Source organism: Micromonospora sp. RTBAU3-60 (genome assembly GCF_054963695.1).
In genome coordinates this window covers 1-15476 of record NZ_JBUEGB010000055.1, presented here as the reverse complement: position 1 = coordinate 15476, position 15476 = coordinate 1, and the positions used below count along the sequence as shown (strand labels likewise).

13 protein-coding genes are annotated in these 15476 nt (G+C 72.2%); 9 read left to right on the top strand and 4 right to left on the bottom strand.

The genetic code is table 11. From position 1 onward, the window contains the following. Positions 1–77: 77 nt before the first annotated feature. Complete coding sequence (locus ACY34I_RS31390) at positions 78–2240, bottom strand: elongation factor G-like protein EF-G2 (RefSeq protein ID WP_462758800.1); 2163 nt, start codon at positions 2238–2240, stop codon at positions 78–80. A gap of 252 nt (positions 2241–2492) precedes the next feature. Between ACY34I_RS31390 and pgsA the strand changes: the two genes are divergently transcribed. From pgsA to ACY34I_RS31355, 7 genes are all read left to right on the top strand, one after another. Beyond that, complete coding sequence (pgsA, locus tag ACY34I_RS31385) at positions 2493–3107, top strand: phosphatidylinositol phosphate synthase (RefSeq protein WP_148794089.1); 615 nt, start codon at positions 2493–2495, stop codon at positions 3105–3107. Next, the gene (locus tag ACY34I_RS31380; RefSeq protein ID WP_462758797.1) at positions 3104–4045 is read left to right on the top strand and encodes a phosphatidylinositol mannoside acyltransferase; all 942 of its coding nucleotides are present in this window, start codon (positions 3104–3106) and stop codon (positions 4043–4045) included. The genes pgsA and ACY34I_RS31380 overlap by 4 nt, the downstream gene beginning before the upstream one ends. Before the next feature lie 14 nt (positions 4046–4059). Beyond that, the gene (locus tag ACY34I_RS31375) at positions 4060–5220 is read left to right on the top strand and encodes a glycosyltransferase family 4 protein (RefSeq protein ID WP_462758795.1); all 1161 of its coding nucleotides are present in this window, start codon (positions 4060–4062) and stop codon (positions 5218–5220) included. A gap of 82 nt (positions 5221–5302) precedes the next feature. Then, on the top strand, positions 5303–5806 hold the full coding sequence (locus tag ACY34I_RS31370; RefSeq protein WP_462758793.1) for a hypothetical protein: 504 nt from the start codon (positions 5303–5305) through the stop codon (positions 5804–5806). Between the two features lie 139 nt (positions 5807–5945). Beyond that, the gene (pdxS, locus tag ACY34I_RS31365) at positions 5946–6863 is read left to right on the top strand and encodes a pyridoxal 5'-phosphate synthase lyase subunit PdxS (protein WP_148794085.1); all 918 of its coding nucleotides are present in this window, start codon (positions 5946–5948) and stop codon (positions 6861–6863) included. Positions 6864–6936: 73 nt separating this feature from the next. Continuing rightward, positions 6937–7542 (top strand): pyridoxal 5'-phosphate synthase glutaminase subunit PdxT, encoded by a 606-nt coding sequence (gene pdxT, locus ACY34I_RS31360; RefSeq protein WP_462758791.1) that lies wholly within the window; start codon positions 6937–6939, stop codon positions 7540–7542. Positions 7543–7828: 286 nt separating this feature from the next. Next, positions 7829–8578, top strand: coding sequence for a YebC/PmpR family DNA-binding transcriptional regulator (locus ACY34I_RS31355; protein ID WP_148794083.1), 750 nt, complete (start codon positions 7829–7831; stop codon positions 8576–8578). Positions 8579–8683: 105 nt separating this feature from the next. Here ACY34I_RS31355 and ACY34I_RS31350 read toward each other — a convergent pair whose 3' ends face one another. Continuing rightward, positions 8684–9682 carry a hypothetical protein gene (locus ACY34I_RS31350; RefSeq protein WP_462758789.1) on the bottom strand — a complete coding sequence of 333 codons (999 nt, stop codon included), beginning with the start codon at positions 9680–9682 and terminating at the stop codon, positions 8684–8686. Between the two features lie 64 nt (positions 9683–9746). Here ACY34I_RS31350 and ACY34I_RS31345 point away from each other — a divergent pair, with 64 nt between their 5' ends. Continuing rightward, entirely contained in the window at positions 9747–10316 is a 570-nt protein-coding gene (locus ACY34I_RS31345) for a GNAT family N-acetyltransferase (RefSeq protein WP_462758787.1), read from the top strand. Positions 10317–10366: 50 nt separating this feature from the next. Here the strand turns inward: ACY34I_RS31345 and ACY34I_RS31340 are convergent, their stop codons facing one another. Then, entirely contained in the window at positions 10367–11311 is a 945-nt protein-coding gene (locus ACY34I_RS31340) for a permease prefix domain 1-containing protein (protein ID WP_462758785.1), read from the bottom strand. Beyond that, complete coding sequence (locus ACY34I_RS31335) at positions 11308–11649, bottom strand: PadR family transcriptional regulator (RefSeq protein ID WP_462758783.1); 342 nt, start codon at positions 11647–11649, stop codon at positions 11308–11310. The genes ACY34I_RS31340 and ACY34I_RS31335 overlap by 4 nt, the downstream gene beginning before the upstream one ends. 183 nt (positions 11650–11832) lie before the next feature. Between ACY34I_RS31335 and dnaE the strand changes: the two genes are divergently transcribed. Then, positions 11833–15366, top strand: coding sequence for a DNA polymerase III subunit alpha (dnaE, locus tag ACY34I_RS31330; RefSeq protein ID WP_462758781.1), 3534 nt, complete (start codon positions 11833–11835; stop codon positions 15364–15366). The last annotated feature ends 110 nt before the right edge of the window (positions 15367–15476 follow it).

Here is a 15476-nt window from a genome sequence, read left to right as displayed (position 1 = left end):
GTCCGCCGGGGCCGCCCGGGCACCCTGGCTGGCGTTCCCGCCCGCCGGACGCCCCGCCCGGGTGCCCGCGGCGGGCGTCAGGAGCGGGCGCTGTGTTCCTTGCGAACCTGCTCGGCGAGGTGGGCGGGCATCGGCTCGTACCGGGCGAACTCCCGCCGGAAGGTGCCGGTGCCGGCGGTCATCGAGCGCAGCTCGACCGCGTAGCGGAGCAGTTCGGTGGCCGGCACCTCGGCGCGGACCACCGTCCGCCCCTCGGCGTCCGGATCCGGCTCGGTGCCCAGCACCCGGCCGCGCCGGCCGGACAGGTCGCCCATCACCGCGCCCACCGACGAGTCGGGCACCCGGATGGTCACCTCGTCGACCGGCTCCAGCAGAGTCGGCTGCCCCTTCTCGGCGGCGTCGCGCAGGGCCAGGGCGCCGGCGGTCTGGAACGCCGCGTCGGAGGAGTCGACGCTGTGCGCCTTGCCGTCGAAGAGGGTCACCCGCAGATCCACCACCGGGCAGCCGGCCACCAGGCCGCGCTCCATCTGCGCCCGGACGCCCTTCTCCACCGACGGGATGTAGTTGTGCGGGACCGCGCCGCCGACCACCTTGTCCACGAACTCGAAGCCGCCGCCGCGCGGCAGCGGCTCCACCTCGATGTCGCAGACCGCGTACTGGCCGTGGCCGCCGGACTGCTTGACGTGCCGCCCGTGCCCCTTGGCGGCGCTGGTGAACGCCTCGCGCAGCGCCACCCGGACCGGCTCGGTCTCCAGCTCCACCCCGCCGGCCCGCAGCCGGTCGAGCACCACGTCGGCGTGCGCCTCGCCCATGCACCAGAGCACCAACTGGTGGGTCTCCGGGTTGCGCTCCAGCCGCAGCGTCGGGTCGCCGGCCACCAGCCGGGCCAGGTTGCGGGCCAGGGCGTCCTCGTCGGCCCGGCTCTTCGCCACGATCGCCACCGGCAGCAGCGGCTCCGGCATCTCCCACGGCGCGATGAGCAGCGGCTCCTCCTTGAGGGAGATGGTGTCGCCGGTCTCCGCGCTGCCCGACTTGGTGATCGCGCAGAGGTCACCGGCGACCGCGGCGGGCACCTCGCGCAGCGTCGCGCCGAGCGGGCTGTAGAGGTGGCCGACCCGCTCGTCGGCGTCGTGGTCGGCGTGGCCCCGCTCGGCCATGCCGTGCCCCGACACGTGGATCACCTGGTCGGGGCGGAGGGTGCCGGAGAAGACCCGGACCAGGGAGACCCGCCCCACGTGCCGGTCGACGGTCGTCTTGACCACCTCGGCGACCAGCGGACCGTCCGGGTCGCAGGCCAGCGGCGGACGCGGCGAGCCGTCCACCCCGGTGACCGCCGGCAGTTCGTGCTCCAGCGGCGACGGGAACGCCGCCACCAGCCCGTCGAGCAGCACGTCCAGGCCGACGCCGGTCTCGGCGCAGACCGGCACCACCGGGTAGAAGTGGCCCCGGGCCACCGCCGTCTCCAGGTCGGTGATGAGCACCTCGGTATCGATCTCCTCGCCACCGAGGTAGCGGTCCATCAGGGTCTCGTCCTCGCTCTCCGCGATGATCCCCTCGATCAGCTCGTTGCGGGACTCCTGGATGGCCGGCAGGTGCTCCGGGTCCGGCTCGCGCACCGCCGCCGGCAGCCCGTCCGAGTAGTCGAAGACCCGGCGGGTGATCAGCCCCATCAGGCCGACCACGGACACACCGTCGTCGCCCAGCATCGGCAGGTAGAGCGGAAGCACGTTGTCGCCGAACACGCGCTGGCACAACGCCACCGCCTCGTCGAAGTCGGCCCGCGGGTGGTCCAGCCGGGTCACCGCGACCGCCCGCGGCATGTCCACCGCGGCGCACTCCTCCCAGAGCGCGGCGGTGGCGGCGTCCATCCCGTCGACGGCGGAGACCACGAACAGCGCGGCGTCGGCGGCGCGCAGCCCGGCGCGCAGCTCGCCGACGAAGTCGGCGTAGCCGGGGGTGTCCAGGAGATTGACCTTGACGTCGTGGTGCAGCAGGGGGGCGCAGCACAGACTCACCGAGCGCTGCTGGCGTACGGCGGCGGGATCGTGGTCGCAGACCGTGGTGCCGTCGGTCACGGTGCCGGCCCGGCTGATCGTGCCGCTGGCTGCGAGGAGCGCCTCGACCAGTGTCGTCTTGCCGGCTCCCGAGTGCCCGACCAGCACCACGTTGCGAATCCTGTCGGGCTCGCTCACCACCGGCGTGCCGCCGGTGACACCCTTCTCCTGATTTTTCTGCGCCATCGCGGCGCACCTCCCTCAGCCGGTGGTGGGTGGCGACCGCCGCGCGCGACGGGGAAGCGGGCCCGGGCGGGTACCGCGGCGATATCCTCCGGTGGTCTCCTGGGCGACGGGTTCTCGGACGGGGGGTCGGTGAGCTGGCTCACCTCCCTGGCTCGATCTCACACCCGATGCCGACCCGGCACAAGCCCGCCAGGCGGGTCGGGACGCCCGGCCGTGTCGTGAGCGGCTGCCGGCCGTTATCGTGAGACCGCCATGGCGAAGATCTTCCAAGTGACGGCCCGGGCGGGCATGACCCGCGTCGTGGAGCCGATCGCGCGCGGGCTGCTCCGCGCGGGCGTGTCCCCCAACGCGGTCACCGTGACCGGCACCCTCGGCGTACTCGTCGGCGCGCTCGGCTTCGGCGCGCGCGGCCACCTGGTCGCCGGCGCGCTGATCGTCACGGTCTTCGCGCTCACCGACCTGCTCGACGGCACGATGGCCCGGATGAGCGGCGGCTCCACCCGGTTCGGGGCCTTCCTCGACTCGAGCATGGACCGGATCGCCGACAGCGCCGTCTTCGGCGCGGTCGCATACTGGCTGGCCACCGAGCACCACTACTCGGGGGTGGCGGCGGCGCTGCTCTGCCTGGCCGCCGGCGGGCTGGTGTCGTACGTCAAGGCCCGCGCCGAGGGGCTGGGCATGACCGCGAACGTGGGCGTCGCCGAGCGGACCGAGCGGCTGCTGATCGTCGGGGTGGGCGGCCTGCTCACCGGCCTCGGCCTCGGCCCGGCGCTGCCGATCGCGCTCTGGCTGCTCGCCGCGGTCTCGATCTTCACGGTCGGGCAGCGCATGGTCCACGTGTACCGGCAGGCGGTCAGCCCGGAGTGAACCTCACCGAGCTGGGCCTGGTCGCCGGCTGGCGGGTGGCCAGGGCGCTGCCCCGGCCGGTGGTCGCCGCCGCCTTCCGGGCGGGCGCCGACCGCGCCCACCGCAAGGGCGGCGGGGCTACGGCCCGACTCCGCGCCAACCTGCGCCGGGTGGTCGGCCCGCAGGTGAGCGAGGCGGAGCTGGACGAGCTGGTCCGGGCCGGCCTGCGGTCGTACGCCCGGTACTGGATGGAGGCGTTCCGGCTGCCCGCCCTGGACCGTCAGCAGATCCTCGCCGGGTTCCGCCTGGACGGCGCCGACCTGCTCGGCGCCGACGTGGCGGCCGGCCGGGGCGCGGTGGTGGCGCTGCCGCACGCCGGCAACTGGGACGCCGCGGGCGCCTGGGTGGCCGCCTCCCGATGGCCGATCACCACCGTCGCCGAACGACTCAAGCCGGAGGCCGTCTACGAGCGCTTCCTCGCCTTCCGGCAGGGCCTCGGCATGGAGATCCTGCCCACCCACGGCGGCGACCGGCCGGCGTTCGACGTGCTGCTGGACCGAATCCGGGCGGGCGCGGTGGTGCCGCTGCTGGCCGACCGGGACCTCTCCGCCCGCGGGGTGGAGGTCGACTTCTTCGGCGCCCGGACCCGGATGCCGGCCGGCCCGGCCCTGCTGGCGATCCGCACCGGCGCGCCGCTCTACGTCACGTCGATGTGGTTCGAGCCGGACATCGCCCGCGGCGCCCTGACCCCGGTGGAGCTGCCCGACCCGGCGAGCGGCCCGCTGGACGAGCGGGTCCGCGCGCTCACCCAGCGCATTGCCGACGGTCTGGCGGCGGGCATCGCGCGGCATCCGGAAGACTGGCACATGTTGCAGCGGATGTGGCTGGACCAGCGCAGGACGACCGACGGCGGCACGGACGCCCCGGCGCAGCCGCCGGCCAGCCCCGGGACCATCTGAGGAAGCGGGCGCAAATGCGGATCGGCATCGTGTGCCCGTACTCCTTCGACGTCCCGGGCGGGGTGCAGAACCACGTCATGGACCTGGCCGAGGCGCTGATCGGGCTGGGGCACGAGGTGAGCGTCCTGGCCCCGGCCGACGAGGACGCGCCGCTGCCCGCGTACGTGGTGCCGGCCGGGCGGGCGGTGCCGCTGCCGTACAACGGCTCGGTGGCCCGGATCGCGTTCGGCCCGGTCTCCACCGCCCGGGTGCGGCGCTGGATCACCCGGGGCGACTTCGACGTGCTGCACGTGCACGAGCCGCTCACGCCCAGCCTGTCGATGCTGGCCGTGCTCTGCGCGCGCGGCCCGGTGGTGGCCACCTTCCACACCGCGATGACCCGGTCCCGGGTGCTCTCGGCGGCGCAGGGGGTGCTGCAGATCCTGCTGGAGCGGATCACCGCCCGGATCGCGGTCAGTGCCCTGGCACGCAAGGTGCAGGTCGAGCACATGGACGGCGGGGCGGTGGAGATCCCCAACGGGGTGGCGGTGGCGAAGTTCGCCGGCGTCGAGCCGCTGCCCGGCTGGCCGGGGGAGTGCCGGCCGGGCACCGGGGGGACGGTCGGGTTCCTGGGCCGGTTCACCGAGCCCCGCAAGGGCTTCCCGATCCTGCGGGACGCCTTCGTCGCGCTCGCCCCGCACCGGCCCGGGCTGCGGCTGCTGGTGGCCGGGCCGGGCGACCCGGACGACCTGTACGGGCAGTTCCCGGCCGAGCTGCGGGACCGGGTCAGCTTCCTCGGCCGGGTCTCCGAGGCGGACAAAGCTCGCATGCTGCGCAGCCTGCACCTGTACGTGGCGCCGAACACCGGCGGGGAGTCCTTCGGCATGATCCTCACCGAGGCGCTCGCCGCCGGGACCACCGTGGTGGCCAGCGACCTCGACGCCTTCCGCCGGGTGCTGGACGGCGGGCGGGCCGGGCAGCTGTTCCCGACCGGCGACGCGGCGGCGCTGCGCACCGCCCTGGCCGAGCTGCTCGACGACGCGGACCGGCGGGCGGCGCTGACCGCCTGCGGCGACCAGGTCGTGGCGAATTTCGACTGGCCCGTGGTCGCCCGCCGAGTGGTGGAGGTGTACGCGGCCGCGATCGAGGCCACCGACGGTCGGGTGATGGACCAGGAGTGGGCGGGGCTGGGCTGAGCCACGTGGCCGATGGGGCCGATGTGACGGGCGCGCCGGCCGGAGGCCGCGCCGGACCGGACGGGAACGGAGCAGCACTACGATGCCGGGCATGTGGTGGGTGGTGGGCACGGTCCTGGCCGTCGGGCTCGTCGCGGCGTACCTGACCTGGACGGCCGGCCGGGTCGAGCGGCTGCAGGCCCGCGCGGAGTCCGCGGCCCGGGCGCTCGACGCCCACCTGCTGCGCCGCGCGGCCGCCGCCGCGGTGCTGGCCGAGCGGCGCTACGGCGTGGAGCTGTACGCGGCCGCCCGGATCGCCCTGGACGCCGTGCCCGAGGAGCGAGAGGCCGCCGAGAACGACCTCACCCGCCAGCTGCGCGCGGTCGAGCTGGACCCGGACGAACCGGCCTGCGAGGCGGTGATCGCCGCCAGCCGGCGGCTGGCGCTGGCCCGGCAGGTGCACACCGACCTGGTCCGGGACGCCCGGACGGCCCGCGGCCGCCCGCTGGTACGCCTGTTCCGGATGGGGCGCCGGCACGAGTGGCCGCAGTACTTCGACATCGACGACCCCACCCTCACCACCCGGGCCGACGTCACCACCGCCTGACTCCCGGCCCCGGCGCTCCCCGGTCGTGACACCGACCACAGAGCAGGCCACCCGGGGTCTGATTGGCTGTCGGATCCTCGTTGACCCCGTCGTAGCCTTTTCGCAGCCACCCCCCGAGCAGGTCAAGGAGCGATGACCCGTGCCCGAATCCACCTCCCCGAACACCAACGCCACCTCCGTCGTCGGCACCGCCCGCGTCAAGCGGGGCATGGCCGAGATGCTCAAGGGCGGCGTGATCATGGACGTGGTCACCCCCGAGCAGGCCAAGATCGCCGAGGACGCCGGAGCGGTCGCCGTCATGGCACTGGAGCGGGTGCCCGCCGACATCCGCGCGCAGGGCGGCGTGTCCCGGATGAGCGACCCGGACATGATCGACGGCATCATCAACGCCGTCTCGATCCCGGTCATGGCCAAGGCCCGGATCGGCCACTTCGTCGAGGCGCAGATCCTGCAGTCCCTCGGCGTGGACTACATCGACGAGTCCGAGGTGCTGACCCCGGCGGACTACGAGAACCACATCGACAAGTGGGCGTTCACCGTCCCCTTCGTCTGCGGCGCGACCAACCTGGGCGAGGCGCTGCGCCGGATCACCGAGGGCGCGGCCATGATCCGCTCCAAGGGCGAGGCCGGCACCGGTGACGTCTCCAACGCCACCACCCACATGCGCAAGATCCGCAAGGAGATCCGCCGGCTCCAGTCGCTGCCGGCCGACGAGCTGTTCGTCGCCGCCAAGGAGCTCCAGGCGCCGTACGAGCTGGTCAAGGAGATCGCCGAGACCGGCAAGCTGCCGGTGGTGCTGTTCACCGCGGGCGGCATCGCCACCCCGGCCGACGCGGCCATGATGATGCAGCTCGGCGCCGAGGGCGTCTTCGTCGGCTCGGGCATCTTCAAGTCGGGCAACCCGGCCCAGCGCGCTGCCGCGATCGTGAAGGCCACCACCTTCCACGACGACCCGGACGTGCTAGCCAAGGTCTCCCGCGGCCTCGGCGAGGCGATGGTCGGCATCAACGTCGACGAGATCCCGCAGCCGCACCGGCTGGCCGAGCGCGGCTGGTGACAGGCAAGGCGGGGCCCCTGCTTAACGCCTGAGGCAGAGCAGGGGCCCCCTCTTGACAGCGAGAGGAGCGAAGGTGACCACACCCGTCATCGGGGTGCTCGCCCTGCAGGGCGACGTGCGGGAGCACGTCGCCGCCCTGGCCGGAGCCGGCGCGGACGCCCGCCCGGTACGCCGTCCCGCTGAGCTGGACGCGGTCGACGGGCTGGTCATCCCCGGCGGCGAGTCCACCACCATCAGCAAGCTGGCCGACATCTTCGAGCTGCGCGAGCCGATCGACAAGCGGATCGCCGCCGGCATGCCGGTGTACGGATCCTGCGCCGGCATGATCATGCTGGCCGCCGAGGTGCTCGACGGCCGCCCCGACCAGCGGGGCTTCCAGGGCATCGAGATGACCGTCCGGCGCAACGCCTTCGGCCGTCAGGTCGACTCGTTCGAGGCGCCGGTGGAGATCGACGGGGTCGAGGGCGAGCCGTTCCACGCCGTCTTCATCCGAGCCCCCTGGGTCGAGCGGGTCGGCGCGGGCGTCGAGGTGCTCGGCCGGGTCACCGAGGGGCCGGCCGCCGACCGGATCGTCGCGGTCCGGCAGGACAACCTGCTGGCCACCTCGTTCCACCCGGAACTCACCGGCGACCTGCGGGTGCACCGCTACTTCGTGGACCTGGTCCGGTCCGCGGCCTGAGGCCGGGAGCAGCCCTTCCGTACCCTCCTGGGCATGTTTTCGGGCCGGCGGTTGTTGTCTCCCGGCGGCGGCCGGGCCACCCGCGGGCCCGTCCCGGCGTCCCGGCACGGGTGCCGGGTGTGACATGCGGGGACGCCCTCTCGGTAGGATTGCCGCGGTTCGGCAGGGCCATCGCTCGCCGCAGCCGTCCACGCGGAGCCGACCGGCCAGCTCCATCCGTACCGGTTGACCGTGGATTCGGCGCGGGCAGTCGACGCAGGCGTGGATCATCAAACGGAGGTATGAGATGTCTGGCCACTCAAAGTGGGCGACCACCAAGCACAAGAAGGCCGTCATCGACGCCAAGCGCGGCAAGATGTTCGCCAAGCTGATCAAGAACGTCGAGGTGGCGGCCCGGACCGGCGGCGGCGACCCGGCCGGCAACCCGACCCTCTACGACGCGATCCAGAAGGCGAAGAAGAACTCCGTCCCGAACGACAACATCGACCGCGCGGTCAAGCGCGGCTCCGGCCTGGAGGCCGGCGGGGCCGACTACCAGACGATCATGTATGAGGGCTACGGCCCGAACGGCGTCGCGCTGCTCATCGAGTGCCTCACCGACAACCGCAACCGCGCCGCCACCGAGGTACGCACCGCGCTGACCCGCAACGGCGGCTCGTTCGCCGACGCCGGCTCGGTGTCGTACCTGTTCTCCCGCAAGGGCGTGGTGATCGTCCCCAAGGCGGGCACCACCGAGGACGACGTGATGATGGCGGTCCTCGACGCCGGCGCCGAGGAGGTCAACGACCTGGGTGAGGCGTACGAGGTGGTCTCCGAGCCGGGTGACCTGATCGCGGTGCGCACCGCCCTGCAGGACGCCGGCATCGAGTACGAGTCGGCCGAGTCCTCCCTCGTGCCCAGCGTCAACGTGCCGCTGGACGAGGAGGGCGCGCGCAAGATCTTCAAGCTGATCGACGTCCTCGAGGACTGCGACGACGTGCAGAACGTCTACGCGAACTTCGACGTCTCCGACGAGGTCATGGCGGCCGTCGGCTGACCCAAGTGGGCCTGGATATATGCACCTCCCGGATATGTCATCGTCCGGGAGGTGTTGGCCCGATCTTCAGGAGGTCGCCGACGGCCACCGCCCCGACCGCGGCCGTCAGTCGGCGGCGAACCGGCGGGCCACCGCGTCGAAGGCGGCCTTGCGGCGTACGGAGCCGTCGGGCAGCACCGCGACCAGGCCGTAGCCGGCGGTGTCCAGGTCGAGCTCCGGCTCGGGCCGGTGCGGATAGCTGAACGACGCGTAGGTGAAGACGAAGGCGCCGTCGACGCCGGCCGCGTCGGCCCGGTCCAGCAGGAGGCCGACCTCCTCGGCCTGCGCCCGCTCGTCCCGGACCACCGGCTCGCGCAGCCGGGGCGGGTCCGCGCCCCGGTCGACCACCGTCCAGGCGAGGGCGCCCCGGGCCTCGGCGCCCGCGTACGTGGCGCAGCCGAGCTCGGTGAGCACCACCGGCTTGCCGGGCCGGCGCCACCGCCCGATCGCCGCCGCCCACGCCTCCGGCGACTGCCCGCTGCGGTAGTGGTCCACGCCGACGAGGTCGAAGGGCCGCCAGTCGACGCTCTCGAAACCGAGCGCCGCGTACGTCACCGGACCCTGGAACCGGGACCGTGCCGTGGCGGCGGCCCGGCGCAGGTGCCGGTTGAGCGCCCACGGGAACGGGCCGTGGCGCAGGGTGCTCCACAGCAGCCGGCGCGGGCTGGCCATGGTGGCCATCCGGTCGGTGGTGGTGGCCCCGGCGACGATGCCGCGCTGGAACAGGGTCGTCTCCCAGCCGGCCACCAGCACCACCTCGGCGCCCCGGGCGCGCAGCCGCTCCCCGATGTCGGCGCAGCTGCCGAGTTGGAGGCGGGCGGCGGCCGACGTCGCGTCCGGCAGCGCGGGGGAGAGCCAGACCGCCAGCCCCGCCTCGGCGGCGGCCTCGGCCGCCACGCGCAGCCGGTCCAGGTTCTCCCCGACGAGTCGTACCGCGGTGGCGTGCAGCTCGGTGGCGATCACCCGCAGGTCGGCGCGGACCTGGTCGGGGTCGAAGTCCGGCCGGGACGGCCGGCCGGGCAGCAGTTCGACGCCCGTGTCGTAGGCGATGCCCCGGACCCGCATGGCCACTCCTCATCGATACGAAACTCAGCTGACCGTACGCCGGTCGCGCTCGTACCCTTCGCGGATGCTCGTCCCCGATCTGCCGCTGCGCACCGACCGGCTCCTGCTGCGCCCGTTCACCGCCGACGACCTCGCCGCCCTGACCGCCTACCGCTCCCGGCCGGACGTCACCCGCTACCTCTACCACGAGCCGTACGACGATGTCGCCGCCCGGGCGGCGATCGAGCGCCTGCGGGGACGCACCGCGCTGCGCGCGCCGGGCGACGTGCTGAACCTGGCGGTGGTGCTGCCGGCGACCGGCGAGCTGGTCGGCGACGTGTTGCTGACCTGGACCAGCGGCGAGCACCGGCAGGGCGAGATCGGGTACGTGCTGCACCCGGAGCACACCGGCCGCGGGTACGTCACCGAGGCAGCCCGGGAGATGCTGCGGCTCGGCTTCGAGGGCCTCGGCCTGCACCGGATCGTCGGCCGCCTCGACGGCCGCAACACCGCGTCGGCGCGGGTGCTGGAACGGCTCGGCATGCGCCGCGAGGCGCACCTGCGGGAGAACGAGTTCGTCAAGGGCGAGTGGACCGACGAGGTGGTCTACGCCCTGTTGGGCCGGGAGTGGCGGGCTGGAGCGGCCGAGCGCTGAGGCGGACACGTCCGGCCCGGCGCCCCCGTGTGCGCCGGGCCGGGACCGCCTCAGGCGGCCTGCCGTCGGGCCTTGACGGCGCTGTCGATGAGGCCCCAGACGGTGACGGCCGCGGTGAGGACGACGGCCACCCGGGCCACGTCCTGCGCCCCTCCCTCACGCAGCCACTCGAACCGCTGGACCAGCTCCGGGTTGAGCAGCCGGTCGGTGAGCAGCAGCCAGACGAGTGGCACGGCGAACGCGAGGTCGAGCACCGCCTTGACCGCGACCAGCGGCCAGGTCCAGCGGCGGGCCCGGTACTTCGCGACCTCCAGGCCGATGTCGGCGACCAGGACCGCCAGCAGCAGCGGCAGCCAGAAGCTCCACAGCGCCGGGTCGATCATCGGCAGCCGCGAGCCGTCGCCCGACACCCAGGGCTGGAAGTGCTGCCAGGGGAAGAAGGCGATAGCGAGCACCAGGAAAACGATCGACGCGCAGCTATCGACCAGCGTCACCTGCCGCTCCTCGGGTGCCTCGGGCAGTTGGTCGACGCTCCACTCGGGCAGGTTCAGCGGCGTGTTGGTGCGTTCGAGCACGGCGAAGCAGAGGGTGACCCAGAACGCGATCTGCACCGCGGTCTGCAGGGCGCTGCTCACCCCGACGCCGATCGCCCCGCCGGCGTCGCCCTCGACGGTGGCCTTGACCACGCCGGCGACGACGCCGACGATGGCCGGAATGAAGGTGAGCAGCGTCCGCAGCAGCCGCCACCAGAGCAGGTAGTAGCGCGGACCGATGAGCTGCAACCGGCGGTCGGTGTAGCGGGCGGCGAGCTGCTCGGGGTTGCCCAGTTCGGTGAGCACCTCGCGCTCCGCGGTGCCGCGCTCCTGCCCGGCGTCGGTGCGCCCGTCGATCATGTCCTCGATGGACGCGCGCAGCTCGGTCGCGATCTCGGTGCGGCGTTGCGCCGGGACCGTGCGGAGGGTGGCGGCGACGTAGCGGTCGGTCAGGGAACTCATCGGTCCACTCCTTCGACAAGGCTGGCGACGGAGGTCTGCACGGCGGCGAGGTCGTCGAGGAGACGGTCCAGCACCGCCTCGCCCTCGTCGCTGGTGCGATAGAACTTGCGCGGCCGGCTCTCCTCGGTGTTCCACTCGCTGGTCAGCAGCCCCTGCTCCTCCAGCCGCCGGAGCAGGGGATAGAGCGTGTTGGCGTCGACCGGGAAGCCGTGCTCGCCGAGCCGTTGCAGCAGCGCGTAGCCGTAGTCGGGCCGGCGCAGGGCGACCAGGCTCGCCACCACCACCGTGCCGCGTCGCAGCTCCTGGAGATGGGTCCGGAGGACCTCCTCACTCACCATGCGTCACACGATACTGTGTGGCACACACTATTTCAATCGGATGCAGCATCGTGTGGCACGCGGGCATCGGAAGAGAGACCCGGAACACCCTCGGCGCGGACGGTGGAGCCGGTCCCGGGACCTGGGTAGGGTGAGTCGTCGACTCTGACGCAGCCTTGATCCACACCCCGGGGGGCGCCACGCATGGGCGATTCGTTCGCGCATCTGCACGTGCACACTGAGTACTCGATGCTCGACGGGGCGGCGCGGCTCAAGGACCTCTTCGCCGAGGCGGCCCGGCTCGGCATGCCGGCGGTGGCGATCACCGACCACGGCAACATGCACGGCGCGAACGACTTCTACAAGCAGGCGACGGCGGCGGGCGTCAAGCCCATCCTCGGGGTCGAGGCGTACGTGGCGCCGGAGTCGCGCTTCCACAAGCAGCGGGTCAAGTGGGGCCGCCCCGAGCAGAAGAGCGACGACGTCTCGGGTAACGGCGCGATCACCCACATGACCATGTGGGCGGCCAACAAGACCGGCCTGCACAACCTCTTCACGCTCAACTCCCGCGCCTCCATGGAGGGCCACTACGTCAAGTGGCCCCGGATGGACATGGAGCTGATCGCCGAGCACGCCGAGGGCATCATGGCGACCACCGGCTGCCCGTCCGGCGCGGTGCAGACCCGGCTGCGGCTGGGTCAGTTCGACGAGGCGCTCAAGGTCGCCGCCGCGTACCAGGACATCTTCGGCAAGGAGAACTACTTCCTGGAGATCATGGACCACGGCCTGGACATCGAGAAGCGGGTCCGGGACGGGTTGATCGAGGTCGGCCGCAAGCTCGACATCCCGCCGGTGGTCACCAACGACTCGCACTACACCCGCGAGGAGCAGGCCGAGGCGCACGACGTGCTGCTCTGCGTGCAGACCGCCAGCAACATCGACGACCCCAACCGGTTCCGCCTCGAGGGTGGCGGCTACTACATCAAATCGGCCGATCAGATGCGCGCGGTCAACACCTCGGAGCTCTGGCAGCTGGGCTGTCGCAACACCCTGCTGGTCGCCGAGAAGGTCGACCCGACCGGGATGTTCGAGTTCCACAACCTGATGCCGCGGTTCCCGATCCCCGAGGGGGAGACCGAGGAGTCCTGGTTCCGCAAGGAGACGTTCAAGGGGTTGGCCCGCCGCTTCCCCAACGGCATCCCGGAGGGGCACGTCGCCCAGGCGGAGTACGAGCTGGGCGTCATCGTGCAGATGGGCTTCCCGTCGTACTTCCTCGTGGTCGCGGACTTCATCCAGTGGGCAAAGAGCCAGGGCATCGCCGTCGGTCCGGGCCGTGGCTCCGCCGCCGGCTCGCTGGTCGCGTACGCCCTGGGCATCACCGACCTGGACCCGATCCCGCACGGCCTGATCTTCGAGCGGTTCCTCAACCCCGAGCGCGTCTCGATGCCGGACGTCGACATCGACTTCGACGAGCGCCGGCGCGGCGAGGTGATCCGGTACGTCACCGACAAGTGGGGCGAGGACAAGGTCGCGCAGATCGCCACCTTCGGCACGATCAAGGCGAAGGCCGCGATCAAGGACTCGGCCCGGGTGCTCGGCTACCCGTACGCGGTGGGCGACCGGATCACCAAGGCGATGCCCCCGGCGGTGATGGGCAAGGACATCCCGCTGTCCGGCATCTTCGACCCGAAGCACCCGCGCTACGCCGAGGCGGGCGAGATCCGCGGCCTCTACGAGTCCGACCCGGACGTCAAGAAGGTCATCGAGACCGCGAAGGGCATCGAGGGGCTGATCCGGCAGACCGGCGTACACGCCGCCGGCGTGATCATGTCCGCCGAGCCGATCATCGAGCACATCCCGCTGATGCGCCGGGACGCCGACGGGGCCATCATCACCCAGTTCGACTACCCGACGTGCGAGTCGCTCGGGCTGTTGAAGATGGACTTCCTCGGCCTGCGCAACCTCACGATCATCGACGACGCGGTCAAGAACATCCAGCTCAACCACGGCAAGGAGCTGGATCTGCTGGCCCTTCCGCTGGACGACAAGGCCGCCTACGAGCTGCTCGCCCGCGGTGACACCCTGGGCGTGTTCCAGCTCGACGGCGGGCCGATGCGCTCGCTGCTGCGGCTCATGAAGCCGGACAACTTCGAGGACATCTCCGCCGTGCTGGCGCTCTACCGGCCCGGCCCGATGGGCGTGGACTCGCACACCAACTACGCGCTGCGCAAGAACGGTCTCCAGGAGATCACGCCGATCCACCCGGAGCTGGAGGAGCCGCTGCGGGAGATCCTCGCCCCCACCTACGGCCTGATCGTCTATCAGGAGCAGGTGCAGCGCGCCGCGCAGATCCTCGCCGGCTACAGCCTCGGCCAGGCCGACCTGCTGCGCCGCGCGATGGGTAAGAAGAAGAAGGAGATCCTCGACAAGGAGTTCATCCCGTTCCGGGACGGCTGCCGTGAGCGCGGCTACTCCGACGAGGCGATCCAGGCGGTGTGGGACGTCCTCGTCCCGTTCGCCGGCTACGCCTTCAACAAGGCCCACTCGGCCGCGTACGGCCTGGTGTCGTACTGGACGGCGTACCTCAAGGCGCACTACCCGGCCGAGTACATGGCGGCGCTGCTCACCTCCGTCGGCGACGACAAGGACAAGATGGCGCTCTACCTGTCCGAGTGCCGGCGGATGGGCATCCAGGTGCTGCCGCCCGACGTGAACACCTCGGCCGGGCCGTTCACCCCGGTCGGCCGGGACATCCGTTTCGGCCTGGCCGCCATCCGCAACGTCGGCGCGAACGTGGTCACCTCGATCATGCGCTGCCGCGAGGAGAAGGGCGCGTACGCCGACTTCTACGACTTCCTGTCGAAGGTGGACGCGGTGGTCTGCAACAAGAAGACCATCGAATCCCTGATCAAGGCCGGCGCCTTCGACTCGCTGCAGCACCCGCGCAAGGGCCTGCTCGCCGTGCACGCGGACGCCATCGACGCGTACGCCGACGTCAAGCGTAAGGAGGCGGTCGGCCAGTACGACCTCTTCGGCGCCGGTTTCGGCGACGCGGACGCCGGCAGCAGCACCACGGTGATGCCGGTCATCGGCGAGGGGGAGTGGGACAAGCGGGACAAGCTCGCCTTCGAGCGCGAGATGCTCGGCCTGTACGTCTCCGACCACCCGCTGTTCGGCTTGGAGCACGTGCTCGGCGCGGCGGCCGACTGCACCATCGCCGCCCTCTCCGAGGAGGGGACCGTGCCCGACGGCGCGGTGGTGACGCTGGCCGGGATCCTCTCCGGCGTGCAGCGCCGGGTCACCAAGCAGGGCCGGGCCTGGGCCTCGGCCACGCTGGAGGACCTGGCCGGTGGCGTCGAGACGCTGTTCTTCCCCAACACCTACGAGGTGATCGGCCAGTACATCGCCGAGGACGCGATCGTGGTGGTCAAGGGGCGGGTGGACCGCCGCGACGACACCCCGCGGATCATGGCGATGGACATGTCCATGCCGGACATCAGCAGCAACCCGGCGAACAAGCCGGTCACCCTGACCATCCCGGTGCACCGCTGCACGCCGCCGCTGGTGGAGAAGCTCAAGGAGACCCTGGTGCTGCACCCGGGCGACACCGAGGTGCACGTCAAGCTGCTCAACGGCGGCAAGGTGACCACGCTGCGCCTCGGGCCGTTCCGGGTGGCGGCCACCACCGCGCTGATGGGCGACCTGAAGAGCGTCCTCGGCCCGGCCAACGTCAGCTGACCGCAGCGGGCCACGCCAAGATCGCCCGCCTGAGCCGGTCGCACGCTCGAACCGGCCGATGCTCGACCGCTAGGGGTCCGAGGTTTGGCGCTCTCGTCGGGCTGGTCGAT

Excerpts from the sequence above, each read along its gene's own strand:
- ACY34I_RS31390 (WP_462758800.1), bottom strand. The coding sequence starts at position 2,240 with ATGGCGCAGAAAAATCAGGAGAAGGGTGTCACCGGCGGCACGCCGGTG.
- pgsA (WP_148794089.1), top strand. The coding sequence starts at position 2,493 with ATGGCGAAGATCTTCCAAGTGACGGCCCGGGCGGGCATGACCCGCGTC.
- ACY34I_RS31375 (WP_462758795.1), top strand. The coding sequence starts at position 4,060 with ATGCGGATCGGCATCGTGTGCCCGTACTCCTTCGACGTCCCGGGCGGG.
- ACY34I_RS31370 (WP_462758793.1), top strand. The coding sequence starts at position 5,303 with ATGCCGGGCATGTGGTGGGTGGTGGGCACGGTCCTGGCCGTCGGGCTC.
- ACY34I_RS31355 (WP_148794083.1), top strand. The coding sequence starts at position 7,829 with ATGTCTGGCCACTCAAAGTGGGCGACCACCAAGCACAAGAAGGCCGTC.
- ACY34I_RS31350 (WP_462758789.1), bottom strand. The coding sequence starts at position 9,682 with ATGCGGGTCCGGGGCATCGCCTACGACACGGGCGTCGAACTGCTGCCC.
- ACY34I_RS31345 (WP_462758787.1), top strand. The coding sequence starts at position 9,747 with ATGCTCGTCCCCGATCTGCCGCTGCGCACCGACCGGCTCCTGCTGCGC.
- ACY34I_RS31340 (WP_462758785.1), bottom strand. The coding sequence starts at position 11,311 with ATGAGTTCCCTGACCGACCGCTACGTCGCCGCCACCCTCCGCACGGTC.
- ACY34I_RS31335 (WP_462758783.1), bottom strand. The coding sequence starts at position 11,649 with ATGGTGAGTGAGGAGGTCCTCCGGACCCATCTCCAGGAGCTGCGACGC.
- dnaE (WP_462758781.1), top strand. The coding sequence starts at position 11,833 with ATGGGCGATTCGTTCGCGCATCTGCACGTGCACACTGAGTACTCGATG.